At 53.6% G+C, this 20,391-nt stretch carries 15 protein-coding genes and 1 tRNA gene; 11 read left to right on the top strand and 5 right to left on the bottom strand.

Features of this window, described 5'->3' with window-relative positions; translation table 11 throughout:
• The 5 genes from CPA45_RS16525 to CPA45_RS16505 form a co-directional block, all read right to left on the bottom strand.
• Positions 1-3,828, bottom strand: a 3,828-nt coding sequence (locus CPA45_RS16525; protein WP_133066792.1) for a type I polyketide synthase, incomplete at its 3' end; no start/stop codon positions are given.
• Positions 3,825-5,477, bottom strand: coding sequence for an LTA synthase family protein (locus CPA45_RS16520; protein WP_096653394.1), 1,653 nt, complete (start codon positions 5,475-5,477; stop codon positions 3,825-3,827). The genes CPA45_RS16520 and CPA45_RS16525, both read right to left, overlap by 4 nt.
• A 1-nt stretch (position 5,478) precedes the next feature.
• Entirely contained in the window at positions 5,479-6,309 is an 831-nt protein-coding gene (locus CPA45_RS16515) for an SDR family NAD(P)-dependent oxidoreductase (protein WP_096653392.1), read from the bottom strand.
• Positions 6,306-7,541 (bottom strand): capsule biosynthesis protein, encoded by a 1,236-nt coding sequence (locus tag CPA45_RS16510; RefSeq protein ID WP_096653390.1) that lies wholly within the window; start codon positions 7,539-7,541, stop codon positions 6,306-6,308. Before CPA45_RS16510 ends, CPA45_RS16515 begins: the two co-directional genes overlap by 4 nt.
• 1 nt (position 7,542) lies before the next feature.
• A complete protein-coding gene (locus tag CPA45_RS16505; RefSeq protein WP_096653388.1) occupies positions 7,543-9,618 on the bottom strand; it encodes a capsular polysaccharide biosynthesis protein in 2,076 nt (691 codons plus the stop codon).
• Positions 9,619-10,014: 396 nt separating this feature from the next.
• On the opposite strand from CPA45_RS16505, the gene CPA45_RS16500 reads away from it, so the two are divergent.
• The 11 genes from CPA45_RS16500 (at position 10,015) to CPA45_RS16450 (ending at position 20,113) form a co-directional block, all read left to right on the top strand.
• A complete protein-coding gene (locus tag CPA45_RS16500; protein WP_165771573.1) occupies positions 10,015-11,919 on the top strand; it encodes a sensor domain-containing diguanylate cyclase in 1,905 nt (634 codons plus the stop codon).
• A 121-nt stretch (positions 11,920-12,040) separates the two neighbouring features.
• Positions 12,041-12,988, top strand: a complete 948-nt coding sequence (locus CPA45_RS16495) for an AEC family transporter (RefSeq protein WP_096653384.1) — start codon at positions 12,041-12,043, stop codon at positions 12,986-12,988.
• 97 nt (positions 12,989-13,085) lie between these two features.
• Positions 13,086-13,162, top strand: a tRNA-Arg gene (locus tag CPA45_RS16490).
• 166 nt (positions 13,163-13,328) lie between these two features.
• Positions 13,329-14,522, top strand: a complete 1,194-nt coding sequence (locus CPA45_RS16485; protein WP_165771571.1) for a tyrosine-type recombinase/integrase — start codon at positions 13,329-13,331, stop codon at positions 14,520-14,522.
• A complete protein-coding gene (locus CPA45_RS16480) occupies positions 14,523-15,329 on the top strand; it encodes an isochorismatase family protein (protein ID WP_096653380.1) in 807 nt (268 codons plus the stop codon).
• 485 nt (positions 15,330-15,814) lie between these two features.
• Complete coding sequence (locus CPA45_RS16475) at positions 15,815-16,120, top strand: helix-turn-helix transcriptional regulator (RefSeq protein ID WP_096653378.1); 306 nt, start codon at positions 15,815-15,817, stop codon at positions 16,118-16,120.
• Positions 16,117-16,344 carry a hypothetical protein gene (locus tag CPA45_RS16470; RefSeq protein ID WP_096653376.1) on the top strand — a complete coding sequence of 76 codons (228 nt, stop codon included), beginning with the start codon at positions 16,117-16,119 and terminating at the stop codon, positions 16,342-16,344. Before CPA45_RS16475 ends, CPA45_RS16470 begins: the two co-directional genes overlap by 4 nt.
• Before the next feature lie 448 nt (positions 16,345-16,792).
• Positions 16,793-17,032, top strand: coding sequence for a hypothetical protein (locus CPA45_RS16465; protein ID WP_096653374.1), 240 nt, complete (start codon positions 16,793-16,795; stop codon positions 17,030-17,032).
• Entirely contained in the window at positions 17,025-17,342 is a 318-nt protein-coding gene (locus CPA45_RS16460; RefSeq protein ID WP_096653372.1) for a hypothetical protein, read from the top strand. The genes CPA45_RS16465 and CPA45_RS16460 overlap by 8 nt, the downstream gene beginning before the upstream one ends.
• Entirely contained in the window at positions 17,335-18,327 is a 993-nt protein-coding gene (locus tag CPA45_RS16455; protein WP_096653370.1) for a toprim domain-containing protein, read from the top strand. The genes CPA45_RS16460 and CPA45_RS16455 overlap by 8 nt, the downstream gene beginning before the upstream one ends.
• Complete coding sequence (locus CPA45_RS16450) at positions 18,320-20,113, top strand: DUF927 domain-containing protein (protein ID WP_096653368.1); 1,794 nt, start codon at positions 18,320-18,322, stop codon at positions 20,111-20,113. The genes CPA45_RS16455 and CPA45_RS16450 overlap by 8 nt, the downstream gene beginning before the upstream one ends.
• Positions 20,114-20,391: the final 278 nt, after the last annotated feature.

Genomic DNA, 20,391 nt, shown 5'->3' with positions numbered 1-20,391 from the left:
GCCCAAGCGACCCACTAGGTGAATAGGCGCGAAGTAGTCGGGGTAGTCTTGCACTAACAGCTGCCAGATGGTTTCTGGGGCTAGCTGTTCGTCGTCACCTTCTACGCCTTCTCGTGCTACTGCATAGCCTTGCTGGGTAAAGGCTTCGCTAAGGCTGTCGAGTAGGGGGGCTACTTCTTGGGCATAACGCTGGCCGGTACCGGAGGCATAGGCACTACTTAGCCCTGCCAAGCGGCTTAGCGCCTCGGCAGGTAGCGTCATGGTGGCAGCATTAAGCGGTGCGGGGGTTAGTTCCACATCCAAATAGCTGAAGTGCTGGTGGTGTGCACGGTTCAGGCGAATAGCCTTAAAGCGCGTTTCACTGAGCACTGCCACGGCGTTACCGGCGGCGTCGAATAGCTCGAAATCAGCGGTGAACGAGTGGGGCGCACGCTTGCCCATTACGGCACGCGCAAGCACGGGAGCTACTGCTTCAGTATTGACCTGAATACGGCCAACACGCACCGGCACAAAGGCTAGCTGGGCAGAAAAGTCGCTTTGCTTGGCCAGCAGCGGGATAAACAGCTGGAAAGCGCTATCTAGAATACCTGGGTGGACGTGGAGTGTGCTCAGTTGGGCTTGCACATCGTCAGACAGGCATATCTCACCAACGATACTGTCGCCTTCAATCCAGCCACGGCTAATGGCTTGGAACGCCGGCCCGTAATGCAGCCCAATGCGCTCTGCCATTTGCAGGTGCTCAGCCAGCGTGTAGTCAGGGGCACGGCTGGGCAGCACAGGGGCTTGGCGGTTGAGTAGGAATCCTCGGCTTTCGCGCATGCGGCGAGCCACGGTGTTTAGCTGCCACTCGCTGCCGCTGGCTGGCTCCCTGGAGAGAATAGTCAGGCGGCCATCATCCGGGCTTAGCGTAAGGCGCATGGTACGGCCATTGGGGCCATCAAGCAGCAGTGGGGCACGAATCTCTAGTTCTTCAATATCCAGCAGCGGTGTATCTTTTTGCTGCAGCGCGGCGGCTAGGGCGAGCTCTACAAACCCTGCGCCAGGAAAGACGGCGCCTTCGCCAACAACGTGGTCGGCAAGCCATGGCTGGCGTTTGGTATCTAGCTGGCTTTCCCAGGTGTTGTCTTGTTGCGCTATTGGATAGCCAAGCAGCGGGTGCTGGTAATTGCGCGATAGCAAGCCTTGGCCATCGTTAGTGCCTTGAACCCAGTGATGGGCGCGCTGCCACGCGTAGCGGGGTAGTAGCACGCGCTGTCCTTCCACCGGAAAGAAGCGACGGCTATCCATACTGAGACCGCTAAGCAGCAGTTGGCTTAGGCAGCGGTTAAGCCCTTCGCTACCGGGTTTGTGGCGCTCGATAGTACCTAATACTAACCCAGTACGCTCTTGCTGGCGTAGGGACTCATTTAGGTAGCGACGCAAAATAGGATGGGCGCCTACTTCCACAAAGACATTGAAGCCTTGCTCGATCAGCGCGGTTGCCGCGTTATCGAATAGCACCGGCTCGCGGATGTTGAGCCACCAGTAGTGGGCGCCTAGTGTGGTGCCTTCGCTGACTGCTCCGGTTACAGTAGATACATAGGGTATCTGAGTGGCCTGGGGAGTAATGTCCGCCAAAACAGCCACTATGTCAGCTTGGATGCTGTCCATGGCAGGGCTATGGAAAGCGTAATCCAGCGGTAGCCGCTTAGCGAAAATATCTTGGGTGCTGAGCGCAGCTTCAAGCTTGCCTAGCTGATCCCGGTCGCCCGCTAGGGTGATGCCCTTCGGGCTATTGATGCCAGCGAGACTCACCTTGTTGAATTCGGGTTTTTCAAGCCATGGTGCAACGTCTTCCGCGCTCATGGCAACTGCGCTCATTTCGCCCAGGCCACGGGTTTTACCCTGGTAGAAACTGCGGTAGTAGATGACTTTGACGGCATCTTCCAGGCTAAGGGCGCCAGACGCCCAGGCCGCTGCGACTTCACCGACACTGTGACCGAAAACCGCAGCAGGGGTGATACCTTGGGCTTTCAGCCACTCCGTTAGCGCAACCTGCAAGGCGAATAGCGTAGGCTGGGCGATTTCGGTGCGTACAAAACGCCCCTCAGCACCCTCTTGCTGATTTCGGCCTGCTAGCTCGGCGCGCAGGGAGAAATCACCGTATTGCTGGAAAAGAGCATCGACACGCTCAATTGCGTCGCTAAAAACAGCATCGCTCTCAAGCAGGTCGTGGCCCATTGTTTCCCATTGGCAACCATTGCCATCGTAAACAAAGACTGGCCCACGCGGGCTAGCTAACCGCTCAAGTGCTGTTACCTGACTCTCTTCGCCCTCTGCAAATTGGCTTAAGGCCTCTGCTGCTTCCGCTTGTGTTTTAGCAAAGCAGAGTGCGCCGTATGCATGTTGCTCCCGGTGATGAAACAGGGTGTGAGCGATGTCGTAAAAAGATTGCCCGCTGTCACGCAGGTGGGCAGCAAGCGCACGGGCATTTTCGGCCAGCGCTTCTTGGCTGCGGGCGCTAAACCGAATAGGTAGGGCTTCGGCAGGCGTATGGCTCGGTACTGCTGGTTTTTCTGGGGCGCTTTCTAAAATGACATGGGCGTTTGCGCCGCCAAAGCCAAAGGAGTTAACACCGATCACCAAACGACCCTGCGGCTTAAGCGCATGGGCTTTCGTCACAACGCTGATGTTCCACTCATCAAACTTGATGCGTGAGTTGAGCTTGCGGATGCCGATGGTGGCTGGCACTTCGCGGTGTTGCAGGCTATATAGCGCCTTGGCGAGCCCAGCGACGCCTGAGGCGGTCTCTAGGTGGCCTAGGTTGCTTTTTACCGAGCCAATGAGTAACGGTGTTTTGCGGTGCTTGCCGAGTGCTTCACCAATGGCGTGGGTCTCGATTGGGTCGCCAACCGCGGTGCCGGTGCCATGGGCTTCCAGGTAGTCAATTTCATCCGGTGAGATACCTGCCTGCTCGTAGGCCCGGCGCATTAAATCAACTTGAGCGCTGGGGTTGGGCACCGTTAAGCCAGATTTATGGCCGTCGGTATTGACGGCTGAGCCTGCTACCACCGCAAGGATATTGTCTCCATCGGCAACAGCTAGGTCGTAATCTTTGAGCAGAAATAACCCAGCACCTTCTGAGCGTACGTAGCCATTGCCAGCTTCATCAAATACCTGGCATCGCCCAGTGGGCGAAAGCATGCTGGCTTTGGAGAAAATAATAAAGCCGTAAGGGTGCAGGTGCAGGCTAATGCCTCCTGCCAGCGCCATGGTGGTTTCGCCGCTACGAATGGATTGGCAGGCTTGGTGAAACGCCACCATTGAGGACGAACAGGCGGTGTCCAGCGACATGCTGGGGCCGTGGAAATCGAATACGTAAGAGAGGCGGTTTGAGGCAATACTTGAGGTATTACCTGTGGCAGTGGAGGCGTCAATTGCCCCCATGTCGTCAGCTATGCGGTAGGAGTAATCAAGGCTGGCGATGCCCACAAAAACACCGCACTGGCTGCCGCGTAGGGTGCTGGGCACAATGCCCGCGCTTTCCATCGCTTCCCAGGCAAGCTCCAGCAACATACGTTGTTGCGGGTCCATATTGGCCGCTTCGCGGGGCGAAATCCCGAAAAACGCTGCGTCAAACCCGCTAATATCACCCAAGCTGCCAGCGGCAAAGGTTACGCTGGTACCTGGATGGCGTTTGTCAGGATGCAAGAATGCATCGTGACTCCAACGGTCAGGAGCCACTTGGGTGACGAGGTCTTTTTCGGCTTGCAGGTCCTGCCAGAACGTTTCAGGGGTGGTGCCGGGGAAACGATGGGCGGCGCCGATAATGGCAACGCGTTTAGTCATTCTTGCTCCTGAGGTTCTGGTTCTGCCTTGATCATATCGTTACTTATATCGCGTCCAAACACTTGTTTAAATAGCTGAACGCCAAGTTCGTTTGCTGCTAATCCTTGCGGCTTACGCTCGCTAGGCAATCGTTCAGTTGATCGCGTTTGCACGTCGGTTGACCATATCATGTACGGAGTGCTGCCAGCAGGGGGCGAATAATGCCTGTAGGCGTCGGGTAATATCGGCACATGGTCACCGTACCAACCTAAAAGCCCTTGCCTAGTTGCTGAGTTTAGCGCTGTTTTAACGCTGGCTAGCATTTGATCAGCCTCACCTAAATGGCGTAGGTAGACGGCTAGATCACGTAAATGTTCAGATAGCGGCCAAGTTGCGTTAGGCAGTGTAGCGGCTAAATGCCTCTGATCCGGGGTTTCCAGATGCAGTGGGCCGTGATTTTCCATGGTGATAACAAATACAAACAGTGGCCTATTATCTCCATCTTCAAGCAGGCGTCCAACCTTTCGTGCAACGGCGAGGTCACTAATGTATTGCCCATGCTTATCTTGATTGTCGAATTCGCTAATATCAATGAATAGATCAAAGCCAAGTTTTGGAATAACTCGGTCGCGTAAATAAAATGTAGCGGGGTAAGGGTGAATGCACACGGTGCGATAGCCTTGTGCTTTAAAAGCGCTGGCAACATTTGGCAACGGATGGTGCACAAGGGTGCGATAAGGATTGAATTGACGCGCTCCCCAGGCGGTTGGTGAAACCCCAGTGAGTACAGCACACTCGGTGCGTACCGTGTTAGCGCCCCAGGCGGGAACGTCTAAATCGCCGTATTGAATGGCCTCATCACGAGTGGCGTCAAAGTGGTGCAGCAGCGTTGGGGCGACCTCAGGGCACCATGGGCGCGGGTCGAAAAAGGATTCGCTCTGAACCAGGACAACGTTAGGCAGGGCAGTATTAGGCTGGGCATCATTAGACTGTTCAACTGCTGCCTCATGCGTCGTTTGCTTCTCCATCATGCCGTAAAAAGGGGAGTCGGTCGGTGCTGGAGGTGAAGAGCGCATCAGCGCAACACCGTACGCCCATAGGCTGGTAAACAGCCCTAAGTGATGTAAGTCGGCAGCCGGAATTAGGCTAACTGGCGGCGATTGGTGTAACCCAGCCCATATTAGCAGGGCACCTAGCGCTGCTATGGTCAGCGTTTTTAACAAAAACGTATGCCCTTCCCACAGGCTAAGAAGAGAGGCCTCGAAATAAACAAAGCTGCCAATCGCAATAGCACCGGCTGTGCTGGCGGCAATGGCCAGCCCGACACCAAAAAATGGCACGTAGAGACGTGGATGCAAAATAGCGTCCCAGAAGTACTCGAAGTCGTGGCAAATAAAAGGTTCGTTTAAAGTGCGCGACTTGGTATTACTGGACTGCACGACGACCAACTGCAGCGAAAGAATAAAGACAATGGCAAACCAGGGGCGCTGCAATAGCAGGGTGAACACGCCAAACAGTAGCAGCCAACTACCCAAGTGAATGGCGTTGGCAGCCATTGGCCGTTGCCAGAAAGGTTGTGGGCGCGGACTGAGCAGCGCTTCACAGAGCAAGCTGCCCAGCAGGCCTACCGTTAGAGGGGCCATTAGGGCAAGCGTAAGAGAAGCCTGCATGCTAGCCACCCCCTGACGGGTGAAAGCCCAAGCGCTTTACTAGCCATTGGGAAATACCTGCCGGCAAGACGGCAAGCCACCATGTGCCAAAATTCAGCGGGAACGGAAAGCTTACCCTGGCGCGATTCGCGCTGATGCCGCGGGCAATGGCTTTGGCAGCACGCTCTGGTGGCCACTCCCAGGGTTTGGGGCCTGGCATGGCATTGCACATGGGTGAGCTAACATAGCCCGGCATGACGACCGTGACGCCGATGTCATGGGGGGCCAGTAATCCGCGTAGCCCTTCGCCATAGGCTTTGATGCCGGCTTTGCTGGCGCTATAGCTTGGCGTGGCAGGCAAACCGTACCAGCCTGCTAAAGAGCTAATAAATACCAGTTGGCCGCTGCCCCGTACCTGCATGGCGGGCACCAGATGCTGAGCCATCGCGATAGGGGTTTTTAGATTGATATCCAACAGTGCTTGAACGTCATCCCATGGTTCTAGCACGGTATCGCTTGTGGGGTGTGCGTTTTTGCCAGCGTTAGCGATGACGATATCCGGCACTTGGTCGGCACAGAGCGTGGTTAGCCACTTTTTGAGTTCTACATCGTTAGTCAAATCGATGGACGATGGCGTAACCTGCGCGCCCCTAGCTCGGCACTCAGTGGCAATATTTTCCAGTGCTTGCGGTTGGCGGCCATGCAGTACAAGGTGTGTGTCCGGCGTGGCGTAAACCTTTGCCAGTGCGCCGCCAATAGCCCCCGTGGCGCCGGTAATCAATACGCAGCGCCGTTGGCTCGCACGGGCGGCGGCATGCGTAGCTGACGTGTTTGATGGTGTACCAGCGCTCAAAGCAGTTTCTCCAAGGGGGAGGGGCAGGCTTCAAGTATACGCGCTGCGTTGTCTACTGCTAAATCGATGCCAAGCTGGCAGTAGAAACCACCATTAATTTGTGCCGTATGCATGACGGTGTTGCGAAAATAGCCAAACAACGTTTGATTTGGTGGTGGGGGTTGCTGCCAAAACTCTTCCAGGGGCCCTTCATACGTCAGGCCTGCCAAATTATAGATTGGGTCGCTAAGTGCGTAAGTGGGGCACAGTTTCTCCAATGAGACAATGCCCACGGTACTGTTAACCGTCACTGTACCGGTTGCATGCTGAATGAGAGGATTCAGGTCGCCCGACTCTAAATATACGATTCGCCCTTCAAGGCCGTAAAAACTGGCCAGCCGCTGGATGATTTTTGGGTAGTTCACTAACCCCATATCCAGTGGGTGGTTTTTAATGCACAGCAGGGCATCGCTTGGGGCGTGTTGTGCAAAGGAGCCCATCACGTGATCCATCACTTCTTCCATATTGTCATAGGGAGAGTGGTCACGAATTTGTGCATCGGTATTGAGCTGTAGCGGCAGCATAAAATAGGATTTGCCACTCTCAATTAAGGACTGTATGCGCTTGGCATCACGCCTTTTCCACTGTTTGAGCAGCGTAAAGCGTTTGATGTAACCCGCGTACTCAGTGGGTGCGGTAATGGGGGCATGGTTACGGTAGTGGGGGCTCACCAGAGGGTTGGCGAGCCCCGCTAAATGATAGGCGACATCATGCATGGCGCGGATTTTAAACGATGACCTAAAGCGCACCGGCGGCGGAAGTTCAGGCAGATTTTTGCCAGTTTCATAAAACCAACTGGGGTCGCGGGGCAGCAGCGAGTGACCGTTAACGCCTTCGCGTTCTAGCGTTACCCAAAAGGGGCGAAAGTACCCTTCTTCAAAAACATGCGTGCGGATACCTGCGTTAGGCGCTTGCTCAATCGCTGGGCGATGCACTGGGCGCCGGTCACCAAAAGCGACTTGGTCGGTAATCTCGTAGCGTTGCCATAACGATTGAATATAGTCTGGAAGCTCGCCTAACGTGCCTCGAAATAGGTGGCTATGTCCATGCGTGCGCTGCCAGTAAGCAATATCACCGGTGTTGAAGTGGACCTTAATCACACGGTGACCGTCATCGGTAAGCCTGCGGGCTAAGCGCTGATAAAAGGGCGAACAAACGCCTTGTAGGAATAAAAATGCGCGCTTCTGCTTCAACTCAGTGGCTTCCAATCAATAAATTACGATAGCAGCGATACAGCCGCTGCCTCCATGTAAGTATATGTTTTTGCGACCCAGTTTTATGGGATCCTGGTTTCTGAGATCCTCGTTTCTGAGACTTAGATTGTTGTGATTTGGCCTGTTCCAACAGACTAACTACCGTTTCAGCGTTGCAGAGTTGCCGAGTGCGTGGGTCAACATAGTTTGGGTACAGCAGTAGCGTGCCCGCAATAAGCGCATCCAGCGATAACACACGATGGCGCCTAGGGCAGTGCATAGCATCCTCGGTTAGCCCCCAGCCCGCGTAGAACGGTAGGCCATACGTGCATACATGGCGATTGCGCAGTAGCGCTTCAAAGCCGGTGAGCGAGCTCATGGTATGCACGGCATCGACACGCTCTAAAAGCACCGTAATGTCGATATCGCTGGCGTCCAAATCATACAGACGTTTAGCGCTGTTATCGAGTGCGCCGATACGAGCACCGCTTATCACATCTGGATGTGCCTTATAAACGATGAAAGCGTTCGGGTGCGCTTCCCTTACTGCACTGAGTAACGCTTGGTTGGTGCGTATCAGGGGTGAGCCTGTTGCAATAGAGGCATCACTTTCCACTTGGCCTGGAACTAAAATAACTTGCCTGTCTGTGGGTAGCTCAATCTCTTCCTGACCAGGCACGTTATATTTCGAAAGTTTCAGTGCTACCAAGCGTTCGCGTAATTGAGCAGCCCGAGTTAGCAGGTCATCACTGAACTCAGCTTGGTTAAGCAGTGTTTCCAGGTCACTAGGCTGGCTGGGGTCGTAGTAAATTCCTTGGCGGTCGATTACCAAAGATAGCGGCTGAGTAAGGTCGACTCCCAGGCCAACTGAGCGAATAAAGCCATCTTCCATGCGCCATAACTGCGCTAGATGATGCTCATGGCGTGCCTTGAATTCATCGTTAATTCGACTGGACCACACCAGCAACTGGTCTGAGCCAGGGGCAGCTCTTTCAAGAGGTGTCGGGGGCATCTTCGGCTGATAGCGAACATCTGCAGCAGGGCCAAGAAAGCTACCGATAAAGCGCCGTTTCCAAAATGAAAACCCACAGGCAAGCCATGGACCGCGCAGCCGTTCTTGCTGGCGCTTTTGGTCAGCGATAAGCGCAATGGTTTCTTCTAATGTGGCTGCCTTGCCGGTATAGGGGTTGGCGTAGCGGGCATAGCGCAGGTAGGCTGCAGCAAAAACTTCTTCCAGGCTGCGCTTAACGCGCCGCCGCGTGCAGAGTAGCTGGTCTTTAGTCAGCCCCCAGCCAGCATAGAAGGGTAGGCCGAAGCAGTGGACCTGTTTGCCTGCTAACAGCGCTTCAAAACCTAGCTGGCTGGTAACTACATAGACCGTGTCGATTTGGTCAAATAGCGCCCAGGGATTAATGTCATGACTAATAACGCGGCAGCGCGGGTGAGTTTGTGCGTTGGCTAAGTGACCGCGCTTTTTGCCAGCAATGACGTCTGGGTGGACTTTGACTAATATCTCGGCGTTTGGATGGTCGCTTAATGCTTGTTGCAGCATCTGTTCAAAACTTGCAGCATTGGCTCCACCGTGGTGAATAGAAGCATCGCCTGCAGTTTGGTCTACCACTAACACCTTAGCGTTAGTCTCAAGCGGTTGGTCTACAGCGTGGTTATACTTGGATAGGCGATAGCGCTTGAGCAGGTCGATGCATTGTCTGGCTAGCTCAAGCTCGTCCATCTCAAACGTAGAGCTATTCAGCCAGTTCTCTAAATCGCTGGGCCGTGAGGCATCGTAGTAGATGCCAGTGTGATCAACTACCATGCTGTGAGGCTGATAGCCGTTTACCCCCAGCCCTAACGAGCGTAAAAAGCCATCTTCCAAGGCAATGTAAGGCAGTGCATGGCGCTTGGCATACTGGCGCGCACGAATGCTGGTGGGCTTTAGTCCCCAGCCAAGCACGGCATCCGGCTTTGTTTTAAGCCCACTAATACGTGAAAAGTGGTCAAATTCAGTTAAAAATGCTGCAAGGGCGGTAATCTTGCGGATGCCTGGAGATGTATAGCCTGCTGTACGTTTCGCCATAGGGCTGCAGCTTCATTAGGGTCAATGGAGTAGGCGGCGAACATACGTGAAATAGTGGCGCTTATCAATTAAGCCACTGCTGGTATTGCGCAGTAAATTTTGAATGATGGTAATGAGCTATCCGTCACGCAGTAAAAATGAACAATCTTTAAATCTAGCTCGGTACTCGCGCACTCCCTTGCTCTTTTTGGTACGTTCTTCTTATAACGTAATTAATGGGATCTTGACTCAATATAGCTAGGTTAGCTTGATGTCAAGGAAGGTTGATAAACAAAGGAATAATTGGTGCTTCTAGCCCACGTTTTTAACAAGCTTTTTACGCTTAGTTCCTTAAAGGGGCGGTTGTTACTGGGGCTTTCCTGCACGCTGCTGCTGCTGGCGGCGTTGGTGTTGGGTATGGCTTGGCAGGTAGGTAAGACCATGGTGCATGAAACCAATATGGCGCACCTGCGTTACGAGACACAGCTTCTAGCCGACGAGCTTACCCAGCAAATTGAACAGCGTATTCAGGCACTTGAACGGTTGAATGATTTGGTAGGCGTGAGTGAAGATCCTGATGTATTAGAGCGTGCTTTAATTAATAACGATACGTTATTGGCATGGTTTGATGGCATTGTAATCTCCGACAGGAGTGGGCTGATTCTCTCCGACTGGCCGACGGTGAGTGGCAGAAGAGGGCTTGAGAGCACTGAGTTTGAGTACTTTAAAATGCTAAGAGGGACACGTTTCCCTTATGTGAGCGAGCCCTTTGTTGGCCGCGCCAGTAATATGCCCATGATATTGATTGGAGTGCCGCGTAAAGACGCACAAGGAGAGTTCGTTGGGTTCATTGGCGGCATTGTCAGCCTGGACGCAGGAGGTTTATTTAATCGTTTATCAAAAGTACGGTTAGGTGAGCACGGCTTTGCCGCAGTCGCGACGGCATCAGGGAAAATTTTATATCACCCTGATAGGTCCTTGGTGAATATGCCGATTCCTCACTTGGCAACAAACCCTTTGATGGAGTTAGCAATTGACGGTTGGACGGGTGATGGGGTGGAAACGCTTCTGGATGGCCGGTCTAGCCTTCAATCTTATGCTCAAGTATGGCCGGCCAGCTGGGTGGTCGGTTTCTTTTTGCCGATTGAGCAGGCATACCAGCCCTTGGTTGGTTTCATTAAAAAGCTCTGGTGGGTTTGGGTAATGCTGGCGTTGTTGATGATGCCGTTTTTATGGTGGTTATTAGCACGTATTTTGACCCCGCTAAACCAGTTGGAAGAGCAGATCGGAGAAGTGGGGCAGGGCTGTCGAGCTCATGTCCGTCTCGCAACTTCCATGCAAGAGCTTCAGCAAGTAGCCATCACCTTTAATCGCGTCGAGGATGAGCGCCAACAATTGGTTGACAACCTTCAGGAGCGCGAGGCGTTCCTGGATTCTGTGCTGAATGCTTCTCCTCAAGGTATGTTTGTGGCGAATTTTGGTGGCTTCATTACTTATATGAACCCAGCGCTACTCGACATGCTGGGGGTTGCCGAGACGTTGCCTATGGAGGCTTGGTTGAAGCAAGTTCATGCTGATGACATTGAAGGTGCTGAGGATATGTGGCGCCATAGTCTTAAATCTGGCAGTGATTTTGTGCGCCAACTGCGGTTTATTCGCAGTGATAATGAAATGCTCTGGCTGGATATTCATGCACGGGTGGTAATGCTTTCTCAAGGAGGGCATTCACTAGGCTTAGTGGGGGTAGTAAAAGATATCACCGAGCGCCGTGAACAAGAGGCCCTTCAGCGCTGGGAAGCTGAGCATGATCCATTAACCGGCTTACTTAACCGACGTGGGTTTGAGCGTCGTCTCGAAGATGCTTTTGCAGATTTTCAGAAAACCAGCACACCTTCCGCGCTGCTCATGTTCGACCTTGACCACTTCAAGCCTATAAACGATGACGGCGGCCATGCGCTAGGGGATGAAATGCTACGCCGTATCGCTCAAGTTGTGGCTTGGGAGGTTCGCCGTAGTGATCATGTAGCCCGCCAGGGAGGTGACGAATTTGGCGTTCTCCTGCCAAGCTGCACCATTGGGCAAGCTGAGAGGATTGCTGAATCTTTGCGCCAAGCGGTAAGTGAAGTATCCGTTGTGCATGAAGGCAAACAGTACAACGTTACGTTGAGTGTTGGGGTTACCCGGTTTGATGAAGGGGATGGGTGCGTTGACGATGCCTTGAGTCGAGCCGACTCAGCAAGCTATGACGCTAAAAGAGAAGGGCGCAATAGCGTGGTTTTGAACGTACCTGACAAGCTAAATTCAACATCCCTATTTGAGTAGTATGGGTAGGAGGGCGTTTGTTTTTTCTCGCCTGGAGCATTTGTGTTGCGGTTGAGCGGGTCGACAAACCTTCGTTATCGGTAGAGTATAAGTAGTTGCTGATTCAATCGAGAGCGCCTCTGTGGAACTAATTGAGCTGTTTTCCCGCACATTAGACGTTACGTTGCCAGTGTTTGCCATGGTGTTTATCGGCATTGGCCTAAAGCGTTTACGATGGATTGATAGCGCTTTTATTTCTACGGCCTCTGCGTTGGTGTTCAAAGCGACGCTTCCCACGCTGATTTTTTTAAGCTTGATCAAGGCAGACCTGAGTGTCGCCCTGGATGTGCCATTACTGCTATTTTTTGCTGCCGCGACATTGGCGCAGTTTTGTTTTAGCTGGGGATGGGCGCACTATCGGGTTCCCCACGCTGAACGGGGCATTTATGTACAGGGCGCTTTTCGGGGTAACTGTGGTGTAGTTGGTTTGGCGTTAGCGGCAGGGATGTATGGGAATTATGGGCTTTCGGCAGGCAGCTTACTGCTTGGTGTTGTGATCGTCATGTACAACGCACTTTCTGTGATTGCGTTGGCGGCCTACCAGCCTGGGCAATCTACAGATTGGCGAAGTTTGTCGAAACATATTGCCACCAATCCGTTAATTATTTCTGTCTTCGCGGCCCTACCTTTTACCGCTTTTTCGATTCCGTTACCCAGTTGGGTGATCACCTCTGGTGATTACTTTGCCTCTCTCACCTTACCGCTTGCACTGATTTGTATTGGTGCAACGCTCTCGGTGGCCAGTATTCGCGTAGGCAGCCAAGTTGCCTTAAGTGCCAGCAGCATGAAGATGATCGTGCTGCCTTTTGCTTCCACCCTGGTTGCATGGCTAGTGGGATTCTCTGGGCCACAGTTAGGCCTACTCTTCCTGTTTTTTGCCAGCCCCACCGCAGCTGCTAGCTTCGTTATGGTAAAGGCGATTAACGGAAATGTGGCTCTAGCGGCCAATATCATCGCAATAACCACACTGATGGCGAGTGTTACCGTTACGGCAGGCGTCTTCTTGCTGCGCCTTCTCGGCTGGATTTAGTGATTAGATTCAATAACTTTGTTGAATAACGCCAACTCAGTTGGCCCTACCTAAGTCAACGCGTTATACTATGCGCCCGCTAGTTTAGACCGCGTTAGTCCCTGTAGCTCAGTAGGATAGAGCAGCCGCCTCCTAAGCGGCAGGTCGCAGGTTCGACTCCTGCCAGGGACGCCAACGGCCATTCTTGAGACGTCCTGAGAAGGCCTAAAAAAGAGTATAATACTCTGAAATACATGGTTTTTTAGCTCCTCGTTGTTCCTCGCAGTTCCTTCCAAATCCCGCTGCCAAATGGTATACAGTCCGGTATATGCCTTCATTCGGAAATACTCGGTATACCTCCATGGCGCTAACTATCCGACAAATAAACGCAACTAAGCCCGGCACGAAAATTATTACCCTCTCAGATGGCATGGGATTAGAACTTAGGATCTCAACCAATGGCAGTCGTGGATGGCGTTTGCGCTACACGCGTCCCAATGGCAAGCGCAACATGATCAGCCTTGGTCAGTACCCTGAAGTGAGCCTTGCCGAAGCAAGGGAGAAGCGGACGGATATGAGGCGTCTAATATCCCAAGGCATTGATCCTGTAGAGCAAAAGCAGAGCGACAAACGCCAACGACAGTACGCAACTGAAAACACGTTTGAAGTGCTGGCCATGGAGTGGCACGCCGCAATGGTGCCGCGCTGGAAAGAGAGTTCTAAGCGTGCCAATGACAGCAGGCGCGTGCTTGAAATGTATGTGTTCCCCAAAGTAGAGAATCGGCCGATAGAGAGTATTCTGCCCCTCGAATGGCTGGACATACTGCGTACGCTTGAAGAGTTAGGGAAATTCGAACAGAGACGCCGCCTGCACGCCTTTTGTCGTGACATCTACCGCTTTGCCATCATTACGGGTAGAGCCAGCTACAACCCCCTTACCGACCTTCAAACGGCGCTCAAGCCCTACAAGCGGGGCAGCTTCCACCATATCCCCCAAAGCGAGCTACCACAGCTTGTGCGCGATATTGAGGCGTACGATAAAAGCCCCATGGTGCGCATTGGGCTAAAGCTGTTGCTACTGACAGCCGTTCGCCCTGGAGAGCTACGCCGGGCTGAGTGGACTGAGTTCGACTTAGATGCAGCCGTTTGGAAGATCCCCGCCGAACGCATGAAGATGGGCAGGGCGCACCAAGTGCCCCTGCCTAACCAGGCATTGTGTGAGCTGCGTTATCTTCACAAGCTAACAGCCCCCTTCAAATTGCTATTTCCTGGCCGTAACGACCCACGAAAACCAATTTCCGATGCCGCTTTTGGCATGGCTCTAAAGCGTATGGGTTATGAGGGGAGGCACGTACCCCACGGCACCCGCCATGTGGTGGCCACCGGCTTAAAAGAGCTGGGCTACCCCAGGGAATGGATAGAGCTACAGCTATCGCACAAGCTGCCAGGGATCGAGGGCGTTTACACCCATGCCCAGCACATGGCACCGGATCAGCGGCCCGCCATGATGCAGTTTTGGGCGGACTACCTAGATAACATTAGTGCTGAGGTTTAAATGCGACTAAAGCTGCCAATCAATTGCCCTGAATGCGGAACGAAAACCCGGACTAGATCGAGCCGAAAAATGACAGAGGGGTATCATGTTTTATACCAAGAGTGCACTAATCAGGAGTGTGGCATTAAGTTTAAAGCTGACGAGACATTCAAAGATACGACAATCGATGCAGTGGCGGAAAACTTCGATTTAATGAGTTTAAACCCCGATGCATGTGCGTTAATGATCATCGATCAGCAGCAAGCGGATATGCATTATCCCTATTTTAGAAAGCGCAATAACGAGCGAGCAGAGTACAACATGTATCGGCTGCTGAGTGCATGGCGTGAGAACTCGCTGCACATCATCCATGTTCGCCATCTCTCTGGTGATCCAGAATCTCCCTATTCCCCCGGCCATCCTGGTGTGCGTTTTAAACTTGGTTTAGAGCCTCTCGCTAACGAGGAGATTTTCGATAAAAACATCACAGATGCCTTTTTACGCTCCAACATTGAGGATTGGCTGCTTAAGCGATCCATTCGCCAACTCGTGGTGGTGGGGTCGACCAGTGAGGGAGCGGTAGAGGCGACAGTAAGAAGCGCCTCTAACTTAGGGTTCACCGTATGGGTTCCCGATGACGCTTGCTACACCTTCGAGAAATTCAGTTACGACGCAGAGGATATTCTTCCTGAAACTATTCATTCCCTTGCAATGACGAATTTGCACCAAGGCAACTCTACGGTAGTGGATACTACGCTGGTGCTCCACGCGATCGAACACGCCATTGCTACCAAGGAAGGGGAGAGCAATGGCCAGCGCCGTCACTGAGTGACGAGCTAGGCATCTGCGTGTTGTAAATTTTCCGATTTCTACAACAGAAAAACATTGGCTGATTTTTTATAACCAATTGAATTTAAAATATAAAATAAATATGCCCATCGGGTGGCGCTTTATCAACGTGTTATAAAGAGGTCATTAAACACTTTCTGTTGTATATCCATACAGTTCTACAACAGCCCTTTCTGGTAGTCCTCCCCGTTCCTCGTCAAGCTAGTGGTGTCTCAAGCGTAAGGCTTGCAACGTCACCACTAGCTGAAGGAACCCACCTTATGGCTCATCAAAAACTAACCGCTCCTTTGTCATCCAAAGCCGCTTTGGATACTTGTCTAGCTGCCCAGAATCGTTCGCGTGGCATCCCGTTGTGCGGGAATCGTGGCACAACGCGCATCGATGGCGCGTCATTTCGTTAACCGTCAAGCTTCATAGGGCCACTAGGGCACTTGCCTGGAATGACACAGCGAGGACACAAATCAATGCCTGAACTCACCACTCACACACCGCCTTTCAGAATGGTGAACAAGATCCAGCTAGGTAACCGCCTGCTGCGTCGCAAGGAGGTCGAGCAGAAAACCGGTAAAAGCCGTTCTGCCATTTATGACGGTATTCGCCAGGGCACTTTCCCGGCCCCGGTGCCGATTGGCGGCAAAAGCGTTGCTTGGCTAGAGGAGGAGGTGGATAGCTGGATCGCCAACTGTTTGGAAGAGCGCAAACGCCAGCGCCTGGAAGGCATTCCCGCACCGCTACGCATGACCACACACCAGCAGGAGCGCCACGCATGAGCCAGTTTGAATTCACCATCAACGGAAAAACGCTAAAGCTCACCGCGGACGATGTGGTCAAGCTTGAGGCCGCCATGGTAGACGCCACCAAATCACCCAGCCGAAAGGCGTTCCGTAAAGGTTCGACCGGTGATATCAGCGCTAAATGGTTAGATGGCCAGGGCGATGGCTTGGAGCGCTTCAACCGCCACCAGTCGTCCACCGAGATCCTTACCGACTGCTAACCCCTAACCCTACCAAATAGGCATAACGCTGCTGGGCCAAGCCCAGCGGGTATGGGGAAGTTTTGCCCAAAGATCGCAAAAAAAGCCCCAGAGCGGGGAGCACTGGGGCCAAGCGAAGTTACATCAAAGGGAAGACATGAAGCCTATCAAATTGTGCGTAATTTGCTGCCTGAAAAGCTTGCGAGGAACACTAGGGAATGCTTATCATGGTGTAGCTGTAGCAAAATCTACAGCCGGGCGTGAGAACCCGAATTCACAAAGGCGCTACAGCGCCCCTACCATTGCAGGCGCTTTTTTCATGCCTGTAGTGCGTCGTTATGGCGGCTGTGCGTGGGCACGCTTCGGCGTGGCCGGTTTCCTTTGTGACCGGTTTCTCACCCTGCGTACAGTCGCCTCCAATCGTGTGAGAACGGTTGTTGGTGACTCCAAACACAAAGGAGTCTTACCCATGGCCAATCAAAGCCAAGGTGCGTACACGCACACCCAAATTTCCCCCTCGCATATTGCTACCGCGCTAATCGGTGCAAAACTGATTGCCTACCGTGTTAACCGTAAGCCTGAACAGCTTCACCAGTTGTTGGGCATGGCACGCATGGCCACCGCGCTAAAACTCCTCTCTTACCAAGAACATGACCAACTCCTGATCGAGCTAGAACGCCTATGCGTTGAAGGAGTGGATCATGCCTAGCACGAACCATAGCCCACGTCTGGAAGATGCCGTTTGTCTGACAGAGGCCGAATGCCTGTTGATCGACCCCCGTGCCTATTATGACGACCTGTTCGAGCAGTGCGAGATCCGCTTAGAAGCCGCCAGTAATCTCATGATGACGTTGAGTGTATTGGATGCCCCCAGCTCTTGTGCCGACACTCGCGACATCGCCCATGTAGCGCTCTCCTGCCGCTTATTGTTGGCGGACTCACACGATTTGCTCATGGCAGCCCGGCAAGCCTTCCGACGCCAAAACCCGCCTGCCAGGAAGGGGGGCGAAAATGGCTAGGACGATCGTTCAAAAAATCCAGCAAGTGGCTATTGCCGCGCTTAATGACGCCGAAACGCTAGTGGCTGAATGGCTGCCCGATGGTGCGCGCCAAGGCAGCGAATGGGTAGCACGCAACACGGCCCGCGACGACCAGGGGAAAGGTTCGTTTGGTGTGTCACTGGCCAGCGGTAAGTGGAACGATTTTGCTGATCCAGACGCCCACGGCGGCGACCTTGTGTCGCTGCTTAGTTACCTGCGCAGCTGTCGGCAGGTAGACGCTGCCATGATGATCGATCAACGGTTGGGGCTGGGTATTTTTCATCGTAACGGTGAGGCGCAAGCCTCACCCCCCATTGCAGTTACCCCCACCAAAAGCCAGCTACGCCAGCAGGCGGAAGCACAACGCCTTGCGGCTCAACACAAAGCCGCCCAACTGGCCAAAAAGCTTTGGCTCAATGGCCAGCCTGCTTGCCCTGGCCATACGTATTTGGTGAGCAAAGGGGTTAGCCCTTATCGACTGCGCCAAACGCCTAAAGGCCAGCTAATGGTGCCGCTTTACGCCGATGGTGAGCTGGTCAATGTGCAATTGATCGATGCCCAAGGGAATAAGCGTTTCTTGAAAGGCGGGCAGGTGCTAGGCGCTTACTCCCCGCTTGGCCGGGTAATGCCTGGAAAGACCCTTTATGTCTGTGAAGGCTGGGCCACCGGGGCCACGATTCACGCCCACACCCGCGAGCCAGTGGCGTGTGCCATGCACGCGGGAAATTTAGAGCCGGTTGCTTGTGGCCTATGTGAGCGCTATGGCCACCTTGAAATGGTCATTGCTGGCGACGACGACCGCGCTACCCCTGGAAACCCTGGCCGTACAGCCGCCAATGCCGCCGCGTTAGCGGTGGGGGCACTGGTGCTGTTCCCGGCTTGGCCGAAAGAAGCCCCGCATATCTTGACCGATTTTAACGACTTGGCGTGCTGGTATCGCCAACAAGGGGGCCACCATGAGTGAGAAAAAACGCGAGCAGCAAAGCCACCTTGCGCTTGTTGGCCAACCTACCGCGCCGGAGATCGACACTTTAGAGCGCCCAAGCTACGCCGTTTACGAAGGGCAAACCCTGGTGGATGGGAAGTTGTTTCGGGCGGGTACATGGTTCCACGGCATCAAGCAGGGACAAGGCGATGATATTGGCCAACCGTTTGACCTATGGATCTGTGCGCCGCTGCATGTGGATGCTGAAACGCTAAACAGCGATGACGGCAGCGTAGGCCGCTTACTGCGCTTCAAGCACCGGGGCAAGGTCATTGAATACGTCATGCCCATGGAAGCACTGGCCGGAAAGGGAGAAGAGATCCTAAAAGCCCTTTTCCGCCAAGGCTTAAAAGTGGAGTACCACCAGCGCCGCTATGTGCCTGCCTATATCGCCAGTCACCACGACTTAAACCGTGTGCTGGCCACCACGACCAAACCGGGCTGGCACGATGCAAGCGGGGCGTTTGTACTCCCCAGCAAAATCTTAGGCGGGCAAGACGTGCGCTTTCAGGATAGCGGCAAGGGTGCCCACCTATTTTCCGAACGAGGCACGCTGGAAAGCTGGCAAAGCGAACTGGCGCACTACTGCCAGGGAAACCCGGTGCTGATCCTGTCTGTTTGCTGCGCACTGGCAGGGCCACTGCTTTCAAAAGTAGGCGTAAACGGTGGCGGCGTGCATTTGGTGGGTGACTCCTCAAGCGGTAAGTCACTGGCTCAGGCTATCGCCGCCTCCGTTTGGGGCGACCCTAGCCGCTTTGCGGCTTCTTGGGATATGTCGCGGGGCGGTATCGAGATCGAGGCATCCTCACGCAATGACACGGTGTTGATTCTGGACGAGATCAAACGCGCCGATCCCAAGCGGGTACAAGAAATGGCCTACGCCATCGCCAACGGCACCGGCAAAGGCACCATGACGCGGGAGCGGGAAGGGCGGCCCAAGCTTTACTGGCGTGTTTTAGCGCTTTCCAGCGGGGAGCGGTCACTTTCTGAACATGCGGCCATTTCAGGCAATGCCGCCCACGCTGGGGCAGAGCTGCGAATGGTGGACGTAAACGCAGGCACCCGCACCTATCGCGCCTTTGATGATGTTCACGGCATGAATGGCGCTGCATTCCATAGAAAGCTAACAACAGCGACCGCGCACCACTACGGCATGGTGGGGCCTGCGTTCGTGGAGCGGTTGATTAAAGAGGCTGATCCCGACGTTTTCTATCAGCGTTTTGCCGAGGTACGTGATGGTTTTCAAGCGGAAGGGCCACAAGCGGGCAGGGTGGCGGATCGCTTCGCCATTATCGCCCTGGCGGGGGAGATAGCCATTAGTTACGGGCTTTTACCCTGGAAGGCCGACGATGCTGCTAGTGCTTGCCGCCAACTGTTTGAGGAGTGGCTGCTTACGGTCGGTGATGGTAACGCCGAAGACCGTCAAATACTTAGCGCGCTATCGGATTTTATCGCCATGCACGGAGACAGCCGCTTTTCTGACATCGCCGCACAGCTACCCAACTCCAATATCAAGCACCGTGCCGGTTACTACGAGATAGAGGGCATAAAACGCCTTTACCTGTTTAACCGTGCCTCTCTCTCAGAAGCCGCTGCGGGGTATGGCCGGGAGCGCGTGATACGCACGCTCGAAACCTATGGTGTGTTGGCCAAGATGGATAGCGGCCGCAACCAGAAAAACTACCGCCTGCCAGGAGGAGGGAGCACGCGCTTTTTCGTCATTGATCCCGACAAGTTGGATGCTGAAAGGCTGGGAGCAAGATGAAAAACCTAATTACGCGTGAACCTATTTTCCATGGCAACAGTGGCAACAAGGCAACGGCCAGTAACCACGCGGGTTTTAGCGTTGCCTCAGTAATAAGAGAGGTGGCAACAATGGCAACACATATCTTTATGTACCTATGTGGTTGTGTGTCTGTTGCCATTTCAAAAAACCTTGGCAACGGTGTTGCCACTAAAAACACTTTTAAAATCAGTGGAATAGCCTCTGTTGCCTTGTTGCCACGATTTTTGCGACCTAGAGGGTGGAAACACACAGGGGAA

It is taken from the genome of Vreelandella nigrificans (assembly GCF_002374315.1).
Lineage (GTDB): Bacteria > Pseudomonadota > Gammaproteobacteria > Pseudomonadales > Halomonadaceae > Vreelandella > Vreelandella nigrificans.
This window is presented reverse-complemented; position numbering and strand designations above follow the sequence as displayed.